12 protein-coding genes are annotated in these 14096 nt (G+C 43.9%); 3 read left to right on the top strand and 9 right to left on the bottom strand.

Annotated features, from left to right (window positions below; genetic code table 11):
• Positions 1–2 precede the first annotated feature (2 nt).
• Both uvrB and V6D41_RS09805 read right to left on the bottom strand, forming a co-directional pair.
• Positions 3–1988: an excinuclease ABC subunit UvrB gene (gene uvrB, locus V6D41_RS09810; RefSeq protein WP_333518064.1), complete on the bottom strand. Its 1986-nt coding sequence runs from the start codon at positions 1986–1988 to the stop codon at positions 3–5.
• 183 nt (positions 1989–2171) lie between these two features.
• Positions 2172–2402 carry a CsbA family protein gene (locus V6D41_RS09805; protein ID WP_087991534.1) on the bottom strand — a complete coding sequence of 77 codons (231 nt, stop codon included), beginning with the start codon at positions 2400–2402 and terminating at the stop codon, positions 2172–2174.
• A 417-nt stretch (positions 2403–2819) separates the two neighbouring features.
• Here V6D41_RS09805 and V6D41_RS09800 point away from each other — a divergent pair, with 417 nt between their 5' ends.
• The 3 genes from V6D41_RS09800 to V6D41_RS09790 all read left to right on the top strand — a co-directional run bounded on the left by V6D41_RS09800 (position 2820) and on the right by V6D41_RS09790 (position 7322).
• Complete coding sequence (locus V6D41_RS09800; protein ID WP_333518063.1) at positions 2820–5312, top strand: PEP/pyruvate-binding domain-containing protein; 2493 nt, start codon at positions 2820–2822, stop codon at positions 5310–5312.
• A 77-nt stretch (positions 5313–5389) separates the two neighbouring features.
• Positions 5390–5956, top strand: coding sequence for a TetR/AcrR family transcriptional regulator (locus V6D41_RS09795; RefSeq protein ID WP_333518062.1), 567 nt, complete (start codon positions 5390–5392; stop codon positions 5954–5956).
• A gap of 31 nt (positions 5957–5987) precedes the next feature.
• The gene (locus tag V6D41_RS09790; RefSeq protein ID WP_148962647.1) at positions 5988–7322 is read left to right on the top strand and encodes an MFS transporter; all 1335 of its coding nucleotides are present in this window, start codon (positions 5988–5990) and stop codon (positions 7320–7322) included.
• A 47-nt stretch (positions 7323–7369) separates the two neighbouring features.
• On the opposite strand, the gene V6D41_RS09785 is transcribed toward V6D41_RS09790, so the two are convergent.
• The 7 genes from V6D41_RS09785 to V6D41_RS09755 form a co-directional block, all read right to left on the bottom strand.
• Positions 7370–8566: a S1C family serine protease gene (locus V6D41_RS09785; protein ID WP_333518061.1), complete on the bottom strand. Its 1197-nt coding sequence runs from the start codon at positions 8564–8566 to the stop codon at positions 7370–7372.
• An 80-nt stretch (positions 8567–8646) separates the two neighbouring features.
• Complete coding sequence (gene swrA / locus V6D41_RS09780) at positions 8647–9000, bottom strand: swarming motility protein SwrAA (protein WP_052331638.1); 354 nt, start codon at positions 8998–9000, stop codon at positions 8647–8649.
• Between the two features lie 382 nt (positions 9001–9382).
• On the bottom strand, positions 9383–10825 hold the full coding sequence (ctpB, locus tag V6D41_RS09775) for a carboxy-terminal processing protease CtpB (protein ID WP_333518060.1): 1443 nt from the start codon (positions 10823–10825) through the stop codon (positions 9383–9385).
• Between the two features lie 139 nt (positions 10826–10964).
• Positions 10965–11855: a permease-like cell division protein FtsX gene (gene ftsX, locus V6D41_RS09770; RefSeq protein ID WP_087991579.1), complete on the bottom strand. Its 891-nt coding sequence runs from the start codon at positions 11853–11855 to the stop codon at positions 10965–10967.
• Entirely contained in the window at positions 11848–12534 is a 687-nt protein-coding gene (gene ftsE, locus V6D41_RS09765) for a cell division ATP-binding protein FtsE (RefSeq protein ID WP_333518059.1), read from the bottom strand. The genes ftsX and ftsE overlap by 8 nt, the downstream gene beginning before the upstream one ends.
• Positions 12535–12769: 235 nt before the next feature.
• Positions 12770–13108 (bottom strand): cytochrome c551, encoded by a 339-nt coding sequence (gene cccB / locus V6D41_RS09760; protein ID WP_333518058.1) that lies wholly within the window; start codon positions 13106–13108, stop codon positions 12770–12772.
• Between the two features lie 48 nt (positions 13109–13156).
• Positions 13157–13999, bottom strand: coding sequence for a YitT family protein (locus V6D41_RS09755; RefSeq protein WP_333518057.1), 843 nt, complete (start codon positions 13997–13999; stop codon positions 13157–13159).
• Positions 14000–14096: the final 97 nt, after the last annotated feature.

The raw sequence follows: 14096 nt of genomic DNA, 5'->3' as shown, positions 1-14096 counted from the left end.
CATCATCCTTCCGCTTTTAGCTCTAAAAGTAAATCGCGAAGCTCCGCGGCTCTTTCAAAGTCAAGCGCCTTGGCGGCTTCTTTCATTTCGTGCTCCATCTGTTCAACGACTTTCTGGCGTTCTTTCTTCGTCATTTTCGACAGCTTCGGCGCGGCTTTTGTTTTGTATTCGGCTTTATCCTCAGCTGCTGCTGTGGCACGAATGACATCGCGAATTTCTTTATTTATGGTTTTCGGCGTAATGCCGTGCTCTTCGTTAAAACGCTTCTGTTGCTCGCGGCGGCGTTTTGTTTCATTCATAGCAATTTCCATAGACTTCGTCATTTTATCTGCGTACATAATGACGCGGCCTTCAGAGTTTCTCGCTGCCCGTCCGATGGTCTGAATCAGAGAACGCTCCGAACGAAGGAAGCCTTCCTTATCGGCATCCAAAATCGCAACGAGAGATACTTCGGGAATATCGAGGCCTTCCCTCAGCAGGTTGATGCCGACAAGCACATCATGCTTCCCAAGGCGCAGGTCGCGGATAATTTCAATCCGTTCAAGCGTCTTAATCTCTGAATGCAAATAGTTTATTTTAATGCCAATTTCCTTCAGATAATCCGTCAGGTCCTCTGACATTTTCTTCGTCAAGGTTGTCACGAGCACCCGTTCATCCCGTTCGACTCTTGCTTGAATTTCGCCGATCAAGTCATCAATCTGGCCTTCAATCGGACGCACATCAATAAGCGGGTCAAGAAGCCCCGTCGGACGGATGATCTGCTCGATCATTTCATCCGTATGCTCAATCTCATACGGTCCTGGCGTTGCTGATACATACACGATGTTGTGCATGTGCTTTTCAAACTCTTCAAAACGGAGCGGACGGTTATCAAGTGCTGACGGAAGACGGAAGCCGTGATCCACGAGCACCTGTTTCCGTGCCTGGTCCCCATTAAACATGCCGCGCACCTGAGGAATCGTCACATGCGACTCATCTACCACGATCATAAAATCGTCAGGGAAATAATCAAGAAGCGTATACGGCGTTGAACCCGGAGGCCGAAGCGTCAAATGTCTTGAATAGTTCTCAATGCCGGAGCAGAAACCCATTTCCCGCATCATCTCAAGATCATATCTTGTCCGCTGCTCTAAACGCTGCGCTTCAAGCAACTTGCCATTTTCGTGCATGACCTTCAGCTGCTCCTCAAGCTCCTTCTCGATATTTTGAATCGCTTTCTCCATTTTCTCGGCCCGCGTTACGAAGTGGGACGCCGGGAAAATCGCAACATGATCACGGTCACCGAGAATTTCTCCTGTCAGGGCGTCCACTTCCCTGATCCGTTCGATTTCATCACCGAAAAATTCAACCCTGATACAATGTTCATCACGAGAGGCAGGGAAGATTTCCACTACATCTCCGCGCACACGAAAGGTCCCGCGCTGAAAGTCGATATCATTGCGGGCATATTGGATGTCTACAAGTTTTCTGAGCAGCTCATTTCTCTCAATTTCCATTTCAGGCCGCAGTGACACGACCATTTCCCGGTATTCTTCAGGCGAACCGAGACCGTATATACAAGACACACTTGCGATAATAATGACATCTCTCCGCTCAAACAGAGACGATGTGGCGGAGTGTCTCAATTTATCAATTTCATCATTAATACTTGCGTCTTTCTCTATAAACGTATCCGTTTGAGGCACATACGCCTCCGGCTGATAATAATCATAATAGCTTACAAAATACTCGACAGCATTGTTCGGAAAAAATTCCTTGAACTCACTGTAAAGCTGTCCGGCGAGAGTTTTGTTATGGGCAATCACGAGAGTCGGCTTATTGACTTCTTTAATCAAATTGGACACTGTAAATGTTTTACCCGTTCCTGTCGCACCCAGCAGAGTCTGATGCTTCTTGCCCTCCTGAATTCCTTTTACAAGTTTTTCAATGGCTTTCGGCTGATCTCCCTGGGGCTGGTATTTCGAGACTAACTCAAAGCGATCTTTCACAAAATAAGCCTCCGTTTCTTTAACGAAATCTTCCTATAGATATAGTAACACAATGGAATGTAAAATCACTAAAAATACGAACTAAAGTTCGGTGGTTTTTTATTTCCAGCTGTTTTCATGTATAAAAAACCTGCTTTTAAAACGTAAAAGCAGGAATTCGTCGTTATATTCATTATGTCCGTTTTACTCTTCTTTTTTCTCGGCAGTTTTTTTGGCCATGTACAGTCCGCCAGCCACAAGAGACACAACATCCAATCCTACAATAAAATACGTTTCTGTATAGCCTTTTAAATAAGAGGCAAACAGCAATGCAGCTGTCAGAGCGATCGCCACATAATGATTAAAAGTGACTCTTGAAAAAAGGACAACAAGCATAAAAGGGAAAAACAATGCAAAAACGGCTTTTGTAATCAACAAAAACCCTCCTCAGGGATTCTTCATCTGATCTGATTATAGTAAAAAATGAAGAATCGGACAATCGTGCGATCGTTCCCTCTTTCTACACCATACCCTTTTTCAGGCGACATCAATCACCATCTTTGCACTTTGCCCCGGCCGACAGAAGCATTTGCGGCACTTTTGTATGAAGGGCATTAAGCCTCAGCTTGATTTGCAGCCCGCCGCCAGAGGCAGCACAATTCCGAGAAGAAATAGGCGGACAGCACTAGTTAAGCTAAATTTTTCATAATATTTTATTTAGGACTTTCTGCTTTTGACATCATTTTCCTGAAAATCTACAATTGAGCGATAGTGTTCACTATCATTTTTTGACCACAGGCTCCGTCATAAAAGACTAGAGAGAAAAAAAGGAAGGAAAGAGGGGTTTCAAATATGTATTCTTTTTTATTTCGCCAAGCAGAAGCGTCCAGCCAGCTGGCTGGCGCAAAAGGCATGAATTTAATTAAACTGACCAAACACGGGCTTCCTGTTCCGGACGGGTTTATCATTCAGACGAATGCGCTCACCCGTTTTATGGAGGATAACCAGCTTCATGAGACTAGCAAAAGCATCGAAAACAAGATCATCGCCGGAACATTTTCTGAGGAACTGAAACATGAGCTGACAAGTTCCTTTTACAAGTTAAGAGAATCATATCGCTCCGTTGCCGTTCGCTCTTCGTCTGCCTCGGAAGATTTAGAAGGCGCTTCATTCGCGGGGCAATATGAAACCTATTTAAATATCAAAACAGAGGAAGAGTTTCTAGCTAAAGTGAAAGAATGCTGGGCTTCATTTTTCTCCTGCCGAGTCAGCAGTTATAAGAAAAAAATGAACAACCAGATCGCAGAGCCGTTAATGGGAGTTGTCGTTCAGGGCCTGATCGATTCAGACGTATCAGGTGTAATTTTCAGCCGCAATCCTGTTACCCATGATGATAGAGAGTTATTAATCAGCGCCAGCTATGGTTTGGGGGAAGCTGTTGTATCAGGAAGTGTCACCCCAGACACATTTATAGTCAATAAATCTTCGTTTGAGATTCAGAAAGAAATAGGTGCCAAGGAAATCTACATAGAGTCCGCGGCAGAAGGAATTGCTGAAAGAGAAACGAGCGAAGACATGCGCAGCCGTTTTTGCCTTACAGATGAACAAGTGTTTGAACTGACTGAAATCACAAAAAAAACCGAAGACCTGTACGGGTATCCAGTCGATCTAGAATTCGGAATCGCAGATCATCAAGTATACCTTCTGCAGGCTCGCCCGATTACAACAATTGAACAGGACGAAAAAGCGGCAGAGGAAAAACGCAGCTTTATGATTACAGACACTGATATGGATGATTTCTGGATCAATATGGAGTCAAATATTGAAGGTCCGGTAAGTCCGTTATTTTCATCATTCATTGTACCAGCCATGGAATACGGCTTGAAGAAAAACATGCAAAAATTTCCGCTCGGCGCAGTTGCAGAAGAAGTGAAGCTTTATCGCGGGCACATTTACTCCAAAAACAAAGGCGGGCAACAGCCTGATGAGGACTGCGGCAAAGAGATTTTTCCGATATTAACAGAGCGTATGTATGACATCATCAACCACACATACCTTCCATTTTATGAGACGCTGGATCAGCTCGCACAAACTGATCATACTGCTGAAAGCGCACTTGATGCTTTTCGGAAATTAAAAGCCTTTTATCTCACGGCTTATGATGAGCATTTCAATATTGTTTTCCCACAAATGCTTCTGACAAAAAAATTGCAAGCGATGTACCAGCACATTCAAGGCGAGTCCGAAACCGCTCATTTTTACGAGATGCTGACAGGCAAAATGAACAAATCACTGGAAACTGACCGCTGCCTGTGGCTCTATTCCGTTAAAGTGCAGGAAAACCCGAATCTGCTGTTCATTTTTGAAAACACTGAGCCGGAACAGCTTCAGGAAAAATTGGAACAAACTGATGAGGGCAGACACTTCCTGAGTAACATCCATGAATTTTTACAGGATTACGGGTGGAGGTCTGTAAAGAGCCATGATCTGATTGAACAGATCTGGGCAGAAAATCCGTATTTTGCTCTGGCCAATATTCAAAATTACGTCCGCAATGGCTATCATTTTGACAATGAATTTCAGAAAACGAAAGAAAAACGAGAGAAATTATACCATGACTTCTTGAAAAACATAGAGGATCCCAATTTTCAACAAGAATTCAACCGTTATTATCAGTGGACGCTGAACGCTGCAAATATAATGGATGACCACCACTTTTATATTGACGCCATGCTGGATGCCAAGGCGAGGGTCTTTTTGCTGAAGGTAGGTGAGTTACTGGCGGAAAACGGTGTCATTCAAGATCGGGAAGACCTTTGGTTCTTATATGATGATGAAGTGGAAAACGCGCTACTTCACCCTGTATCCCTGCAAGAAAAGGCTGAAAAACGCAGACAGGCCTTTCACGAGTATGAGCTTGCCAAAGCCCCTGCCTACCTCGGTACTCCGACAAAAGAACAGCTCAAAGTCGCTGAAGAAATTGTCGGCGCTGTGATAGAGGATGAAAAAAACACGGAGGAGCATATCTTTGGCATAGCGGCATCAAGCGGCATGGCAACAGGTCCGGTCAAAATGATTCGGGACGCCAGTGAATTTTCTCAATTCGCTTCTGGTGAAGTGCTCGTTTGCAAAATGACCACACCGCTATGGACCAGCCTGTTTCAAGACGCCAAAGCGGTTATTACAGATACTGGCGGCATTTTGTCTCACGCTGCGATTATCGCTCGCGAATACGGCATTCCCGCCGTTCTCGGCACACGCACTGCAACAGAAAGACTTCGAGACGGAGACATCATTACTGTTGACGGGAGCAGCGGCAAAATCACAGTTGTCAGCCGGGCCTGACGCCTTCTCCCCTCTTTCTTATACAAGCGGGGCAGGTGTATACTTGTCCTGCCAGTATATTCGCGAGGTGAAACGTATTGAGACCGACAAACAAGAGAATCCTTGACGCTGCCATGCAGCTGCTCGTCAAAAAAGGATATCGCGCAACGACTACAAAAGAAATCGCAGAAAAAGCAAATGTCAGTGAAGCGACGATTTTCAGGAATTTTAAAAACAAACAGGGGCTAGTCGAGGCTTTGCTTTCTCAGCCTTCTCCAAACAGGAGCCGCATTTTGGAGCAAACAGAAGGCGATTTGCACAAAGATCTGCTGCATATCGGAACCTGTCTCTTGGAGGAGCTCGAACATAGAAAAGATTTGATTAAAATCAGCTTTCGTGAACCGGCCATGTTTCAGGATGTCATCAACCACGTAACTGAATATCCCCAATCTATGAAACAGCTATTGGTTGATTATCTCAAAGTAATGGGTGAAAAAGGGGTTATTCAGACAGGAAATGAAGCGGAGCATGCGGACGTGTTCATGTCGCTCATTTTCGGTTATTTTATTCACCGCCTCCATTTAGGAGACCGGGTGATTTCAATGCCTCAGGAAAAAATGCTGGAGCATAGCACTGCTTTATTTGTCAAAGGAATCTCTCGATGAACTCCTTGGCATAACAAAAAGGAGGATCCCAATGAGTTCAAGAAAAGAATGGGCGCTGATCGTCTCGTTATTATTGGGGGCCATCCTGGTTCCCATTAACTCAACGATGATCGCGGTCGCGCTCTCATCTATATCCCATACGTATAACGAGTCCATCACAAGCATCACCTGGGTGGTTACCGTTTATCTAATCATAATGGCAGTCACACAGCCGATCGCTGGAAAACTCGGTGACATGTACGGCAACAAAACAATGTATTTATGGGGCGTCGGTCTATTTCTTATCGCATCTCTAGGCTGCGCCCTCTCACCGAGCCTGCTGCTGCTGATTGTCTTTCGGGCATTGCAGGCTGTCGGCGGCGCACTGCTTACGCCAAACAGCATTGCCATTATCCGTCACGTTGTTTCTGAAAAACGCCTTCCGAAAGTATTTGGATTTTTCGGGCTTGGCGCGGGACTTGGAGCAGCACTCGGGCCTTTCATCGGCTCTATGCTGATTGACAGCTTCAGCTGGCATTCGATTTTTTGGGTCAACATCCCGTTTCTCGCCATTGCTTTATTTACGGCATTAATCATGTTCCCTCAATATAAAGAAAATAAATCTGAAGCGCCGCTGGATATTATCGGGTCTGTCTTGCTTGCAGGCAGTATCGTTTCAATTATCCTGCTGACGAAAAATGAGGCTTCATGGGGCTATGCGGTATACAGTGTATTGATACTTCTTTTTGTGCCGCTTTTTTTCAGAAGAGAAAAACGCACACAGCACCCAATCATCGATTTTACACTGTTTAAAAGCTCAACCTTTACAAATGCCAATCTATCAGTCTTGTTGAGCAATCTAATGATGTATGCCATCTTATTGATTATGCCATTATTCATGACGAACCAATTTGGGCTTAATACGTCTAACAGCGGCATGGCGCTTTCTGTATTTTCGATCTTTATGTCGGCGAGCAACTGGGCGGGCGCACAGCTCCATCACAAATGGGGAGCAAAGAAAATCATTTTTCTTTCATTTGCCATGATGGCTGGAGCCAATTTATTATTTATACTGTTAAGCAGCTCGCATTCCGTCTTGTTCCTCATGCTCTCTCTTATCCTGGGCGGGCTGGCGTCCGGAGTCGGACTGACCAGCATGCAGGTGTCATCGCTTGCCACAGTAGATCCTGGCATGTCAGGAGCGGCGTCCGGAATTTTCTCGACCTTCCGTTATTTCGGAAGCATCATTTCATCAGCCTTAATCGGTCTGATATCGGGATATCACACCCTATTTATCATTCTCTTTGCTGTGTCCATCATTGGCGTTTTTGTTTCATTAGGCATCAAATCTGATGAAACAGCACGGTTGGAGAAAAACTCAGCGTAATTCAAAACAGCCCGGCACCGCATCTTCTTGCGGTGCCGGGCTGTCTTTTACGACCCAGACAAAGCAGCTGCTTCGTCTTCACGTTCATCCTTTACGAAAAGGATACCTAATTCATGATGTTCTCCCTCATAAGAAGCTCGCTGATCAAAACGAATTTCCCCGTTCAAACCGATAATTTCAAGCTTCACATACGCACGGTTATGCTGGAGCGCTTCATAAAAATCGGATACATTCTTAACGGGTATGCCATTAACCTTCGTAATGATTTCCCCAATTTTCAATTCCAGATCCTCAGCAGGCGTATTTGGTATAATACCAAGCACCATTAAGCCTTGATCACGTTTTGAGAAATAAAACGGAGCCGCATTATCGTTCACTCTTTGTTTAATGGACAGAAAAACACGCCCTAACAAAGCTGTGATGACGGCGGCACCTGCAAGCGGCGTCCACAGTAAGCTCGCTGCACCGAGGGCTGTGACGGCAAGACCGAGAATGCAAATGCGTTTCGCTGTGATCCTTATGCTCGTTTCAGGCAGCGACCCCTGCACCCGTTGCCCAAACCCGACAAAATAAGGAATCCATAGAAAATGGAATGACCCGCCGGGAACAGTAAACACTGGCCACCAGCTGAGGTGCGATTCTAATCCGTTCCCTGGCACGAGAAGGAACAGCGGCAAAAGCCATATCCGGTTTGCCAGTTGCTGGCCGATCGGCAAACCGCGGCTGCTCACGACAAGTGCCGGTGATGTTCTCATATGTGCAGAGCGATAAGCTACTACTCCTTCAATGATAACCAACAAGCCCAAAAACACAGCCATAGCCGGCCAAACGACCGCAAACCCTTGCGGAAATCTCTCTAGAAAAGGTTCCGCTTGATTCATTTGCAGTCCAAAACCTATCAGCATACTCACACTGACGATATATGCAGCAGACATCCAGTTGGCGCGAAGAGTGAGCGCTGCCGCCGCAGTGATAACGGCAATAATTGCAAGTACACCGAGAGGAATCGAGATGCCGAGTCCGCCTAAAACAACTGACAAAAGGAGTCCGGGAATCACTCCCTTTGTATAAGTGAATTTTAGATCATCATAAATATCCGCTATTTTTGTATGAAAGGTTCTTCGTTCCCGTTTGATTCTCACATAGCCGAAAGCAAGGCTTATGATGATAAAAAACCAGAAAAGCGGGTGTAAGAAGAACAGGCCCGCACTTTTTAACAGTTCAAATCCCCATTGAACAGACACTATCTTTTTCACCGCCTCAAGCCAAACATGTTACTCATATTCTATCAAATATTAAATGGCTTGGATATCCTCAGGATGGTTTATCCCTCCTGCGTCATCCACAGCGTGACATTCGATAGTGAAAAATCCTTTAAATAATGGTTCACATCCACATCCAATAAACCGCTGATCAGGTGCATCGACCTTTTGATATCTGTCAGATTGATTCCTAATCGCTTATGATTTTTCATTAAATAATTAAAATAATGTTTGGCACACTCTTCATCGATTTCATTTACTGTTTCGACATTGGTGTAATTGACCAAATACCTGCTGAACAGCATAAGAAGACTTAGTGCTTTTGTAGCCGAAAATGTTACATCTTGTGTTCTGTCTTTTAATTGTTCCACTAATTCATAATATTTTTTTTCACGCACAATACTTGCCCTCTTCAATTGTGAACCCCCATTTTCTTTATACAGATAAGCACGGGCCAGTATAAGCAGCAGTACTGGAGTGCTAACAAGCATTCTCGCTAACGTTACTCTTTAAATACCTGTCGTTCAGCTGCCTTAAACCTGATTACTGTTCTTTTTAGAACCTTCTTATATTGTATGAAGTAAACAAAGACTAGGCAACTTGCAAAAGTTTCATTTTAAATACATATTATCTCGTTAGAAAGTCTCTCTCTTCTATTGATATCGGGTAATACAAGTCCTTTATAAATGTTTATTTGTGAAAATTTTTTTATTTCTTGTTAAAAACTCATTTTTTATGTGACTTATGATTCACTTTCTCGTTAAGTATAAAGAAATAGGAGATGGAACACCATCTCCTTTAATTGACAAATAATGATTTCAGCGCTGTTTGGAGCTGCAAATCATTTTTTTCATCGGATTTTTTCTTTTCTATCTGCTGATTTAATGACTCTGCAGTACGCGTGTCGATTACGCCCGTTTTATCCAGCTTGTTTTGTTCCTGAAAGGCCATAACCGCTTTTTTCATATCTTTGCTGAAATAGCCATCTTCACGTCCCGGATCAAAGCTGAGACCTTTTAATAAAACCTGAGCATGCTTGACGTCCTCATTGTTCATATCCGCTTTAAGCGGCTCCTTCAGCTGCAAGGGGCCTGCGGAAAAATAATCAGGCTGCTTAATGGCAATGGTCGGCTCAATTCCTTTCTTATGAATCCAATTTCCCTTTGGCGTCAGCCACTTGTAAAGGGTTAATTTAATGTTGCTGCCGTCTCCCATCGGAACAGCCTGCTGAACCGTTCCCTTACCAAAAGACGTATCGCCTACAACATCATAATGGGCCGCTTCTTTTAATGCGCCGGCAAGAATTTCTGATGCGGAGGCACTCCCTTTATCCGTGATCACATTGACAGGATACGCTTTTTTACGGGTCAATGTTGAAAAATAACGTTTTTTATCTCCATTACGTTCAGCAATCTGAATATACGGCTGATCCTTTGTGACGAAGTGTTTAAGAATTTCTTCTACACTTTGCAGATAACCGCCCGGGTTGCCGCGTACATCAATGACAAGGCCTTCAATTCCTTTTTTCTCAAGGTCGCCCAGCGCTTTTGCGAAGTCCTCCGCGGTATGCTCTGAAAAAGTAGAGATGGCGATATGGCCGACAGAATGCCCTTGTACTTTTTTCTCTGAAGCAAAAACCGTTTCGAGCGGAATTTCAGCTCTCTTGATCCGGAATGACAACTGCTTCTTCGTCCCCGGCCGCTGAATCTTCATTGAAACGCTGGAGCCTTTCTTTCCTCTTATTTTTAGGACAGCTTGGTTTAAATCCTTACCGGCCATTGATTCTCCATTGATGCTGATAATTTCATCATTGGGCTTGAGTCCGGCTTTCTCCGCCGGCGATTGCTTAAATGGAGAAACAATAATAATTTTGCCGTCTTCCATACCAACCTCAGCTCCGATGCCTTCAAACGAGGAATCAAGAGAATCAGAAAATTGCTTAGCCGTCTGCTTGTCCATGTAGACAGAATAAGGATCATTTAGCGTTGACAGCATTCCTTGGATGGCTCCCTCGAGCAGCTTTTCTCTATCAACTTTTTCTACGTACTCATTCGAAATTAACTCATACGCTTTTTCGATTTTGTCCATGGCCTTATCCCGTTCAGAGTCAGCTTGTGCGGTCGCAGGAACAGCTGCAGTCTGGGGCTTATCCATCTCAAGCAGGTTCATTCCCGCATATACACCGGCACCTCCGAAGAGCATGCTCCCCGCTGCAATCACAGCCATTATTTTTTGATTCATCCTATACTCCTCCTGTATGCCAGACTGTCTTTATCAAAACCTAGAGATAGTATATGTAAAGGATGGAGATTTCATGTAATCATAGAAGAAAAAGAAGGCAAAAGAAAAGCCGCCCCGGAAGTGGGACAGCTTTTTTTCTTTATACTCGCAGAAACTTGCGGATGGAAGTCAGACTTCCCCATACCCCAATCACTGCGCCGATTGCAACCAGCACTAACGAAACTTGGAATACAAATGGGTTATAAGGAAGAAGAGAGACAAATGATCCTTGAACTTTCGGAACAACCCATCCGATGACGTATTGATAAGTGCTCAGCACCAATGCGATCGGAATCACTGAGCCGAATACACCAAGCAGCAATCCTTCAAGGAAAAACGGCCAGCGGATAAACCAGTTCGTCGCGCCGACAAGCTTCATGATTTCAATTTCTTTTCTTCTTGCGAAAATTGTAATTTTAATGGTATTGGAAATTAAGAACATCGCCGTAAATACCAAGCCGATAATTAACGCGATTCCGATGTTGCGGGAAACGCCAACCACTTTAAACAAACGACTGACCTCTTCTTTTCCGTAAGTGACTTTATAGACATGATCCATTTTTTCAATCTTTTTAGCCACGTTCGGCGTATCATGCGGATCTGTCGTTTTGATGACAAACGCATCATTAAGCGGGTTTTCCTGATCCTGCATTGTGAGGGATTCTCCGCTGTCACCAAAGCTGTCAACCAGCTGGTCAAGCTCTTTTTCTTTTGATGAAAAATTGACGCTCTGAATGCCCTTTAGTTCTTTAATATCGTTCTGCAGCTTGTCCTGCGCCTTCTGATCTGCAGTCAGATCAACCAAAACTTTGATTTCGACTTGTTTTTCAGCATTCGAAGCCATGTTATTCAAATTCAGCATAATCACTAAAAACACGCCGACTAAAATCAGCGTAACGGTTACAGCACTAATGGATGCAAACGTCATCCATGTGTTTCTCCCGAGAGATTTAAAACTCTCACGCAAGTGGCGCCCGAGAATTTTAATCATATGAACCATACTCCCCTCTTGACTCATCACGCACAATGATACCATCTTCGATTGCAATGACACGTTTCTTAATGGTGTTTACGATTTCTTTATTATGTGTCGCCATCACGACTGTTGTCCCGCGGTTATTAATTTCCTCGAGCGTCTTCATGACTTCCCAGGACGTATCCGGATCAAGGTTTCCTGTAGGTTCATCAGCAATGACAACATCAGGGTTGTTCACAATTGATCTGGCAATCGAAACACGCTGCTGCTCCCCGCCTGAAAGCTGGTCAGGAAATTGTCTCGCTTTATGCTTCAGCTGAACAAGATCAAGCACTTCAAGCACCCGTTTCTTAATGATAGACGGCTGTTCTCCAATTACTTCAAGGGCAAACGCCACATTTTCAAAAACAGTAAGTTTCGGCAGAAGCTTAAAATCTTGGAAGACAACACCTATTTTACGGCGCACAAAAGGAATCTCTTTTTCTTTAATGGTAGCAAGATCTTTATGATTAATTAAAATCTGTCCTTTTGTCGGTTTTTCTTCTCTGTATATCATTTTAATAAAAGTAGATTTACCCGCTCCGCTCGGACCGACAACATAAACAAACTCGCCCGGATGAATGGCAACAGACACCCCATTGAGCGCTTTTACGCCATTCTGATAGGCTTTGTATACTTCCTTCATTTCTATCATGAAATCACCTAATCTTTTATATCATTTTATCTATCACACGGTCATACTCTTCGAATGCATTCGACAATTTATGACTCATTCATTTGTAAAAAGACGAAAAATCTGAAAGTTTCATTTTTCAACACACTTCATTATACGTCAAATTTAGACATAATACTATTACAGTTTCTTTTCATTCAAATTGTCATGGCATAAAAAAAATCCTTGCCTGCACTGAGGCAAAGATTTTCTCAACTTACTTTTTTTCTGACAGCCATTTGGCAATAACAGCGGCTTCGGTATCATCTACAAGCCCCTTCGGCATATTGCCGCGTCCGTTTTTAATAATGCTTTCAATTTTGTCTTCATCGTATTTGCCTCCGACCTCTTGGAGATTAGGCCCTGACATACCTTCTAAATCCTTGCCGTGGCAGCCTACGCAACTTTGCTGATATAATTCTTCCCCTTCAGATGCAGAGGCTTCAGTCTTGCTGCCGGTGTCTGTCTTCTCTTCTTTTGCATCATTTGAACCGCAGGCAGCCAACAGAACAGAAAGCGCAAATACAAGCATTAGTATCGATAACTTTGATTTCATGTTGAGAAGCACAACTCCTTTACGATCTCTTCCATATTATAACCTCGTTTAAGCGCGTTTGAAACCCTCGCCCAGTACCTCACTTGCATCCGCCACAATCACAAAAGCTGACTCATCAATCTGTTTGACGATTTGTTTCAATTTGGTGAATTCAGTTTGCCCAACTACGCACATTAAAATCGGACGGTCATCGTCAGTATATCCGCCGACCGCGGAAATTCTCGTCACGCCTCTGTCAATCTTCTGTAAAACGGCTTCCTTGACTGCCTGCTCCTGCTTTGTAATAATGAGCGCCATTTTTGAACGATTAAAGCCGACTTGAACGACATCAATTGTTTTGCTGGACACAAAGACGCCAAGCATAGCATACAAGCCTTGCTCAATATTAAATACCATCATAGCCGTAACGACAATCAATCCGTCAATGATGGCAAGGCACGTTCCCAATGACAGACCGGAGTACTTATGAATGATCTGCGCAGCCAAGGCCGTTCCTCCCGTCGACCCTTTCCCTAAATACACGATGCCAATTCCGACACCGATACCGACGCCGCCAAAAATCGCCGCTAAGAGCTCATGATGGGTGGCGGGCTGAATATCTCTTGTCAAAAACACAACAAGCGGCAAAAAAACAGAACCCGCAAGCGTCTTAAGCCCAAATTTTCCGCCGAGTAAAATGACACCGGCAATAAATAAAGGAATATTAATAATCCACTGTACATACGCTGCTTCAAAACCATACGACTGCAAAATCGTGCTGATTCCGCTGACACCGCCGGCAGCAATCTTGTTTGGAAGCAAAAATACATTAAAGGACACACCTGTAATCGCTGCTCCTATCAGTATGTATACATAATCCCGCAAAACCCGAAGTGTTTGATTCCGATCCATTGTATATCCTCCGTTTCTTCCAATGCTCTCCGATAGCATTTTAATCCTTCCCTGACCAGATGTAAATAACACCCAAATAAAGTGGTAATATGCTAAA

The organism is Bacillus sp. 0102A (genome assembly GCF_036765155.1).
Taxonomy (GTDB): domain Bacteria; phylum Bacillota; class Bacilli; order Bacillales; family Bacillaceae; genus Bacillus; species Bacillus subtilis_G.
The sequence above is the reverse complement of the archived record's forward strand: the minus strand, read 5'-3'. Positions and strand labels throughout refer to the sequence as shown.

Bases quoted from the DNA above. Each gene is read 5' to 3' on its own strand.
- cccB (WP_333518058.1), bottom strand. From the start codon at position 13,108: ATGAAATCAAAGTTATCGATACTAATGCTTGTATTTGCGCTTTCTGTT.
- ctpB (WP_333518060.1), bottom strand. From the start codon at position 10,825: ATGAATCAAAAAATAATGGCTGTGATTGCAGCGGGGAGCATGCTCTTC.
- ftsX (WP_087991579.1), bottom strand. From the start codon at position 11,855: ATGATTAAAATTCTCGGGCGCCACTTGCGTGAGAGTTTTAAATCTCTC.
- V6D41_RS09800 (WP_333518063.1), top strand. From the start codon at position 2,820: ATGTATTCTTTTTTATTTCGCCAAGCAGAAGCGTCCAGCCAGCTGGCT.
- V6D41_RS09755 (WP_333518057.1), bottom strand. From the start codon at position 13,999: ATGGATCGGAATCAAACACTTCGGGTTTTGCGGGATTATGTATACATA.
- ftsE (WP_333518059.1), bottom strand. From the start codon at position 12,534: ATGATAGAAATGAAGGAAGTATACAAAGCCTATCAGAATGGCGTAAAA.
- V6D41_RS09790 (WP_148962647.1), top strand. From the start codon at position 5,988: ATGAGTTCAAGAAAAGAATGGGCGCTGATCGTCTCGTTATTATTGGGG.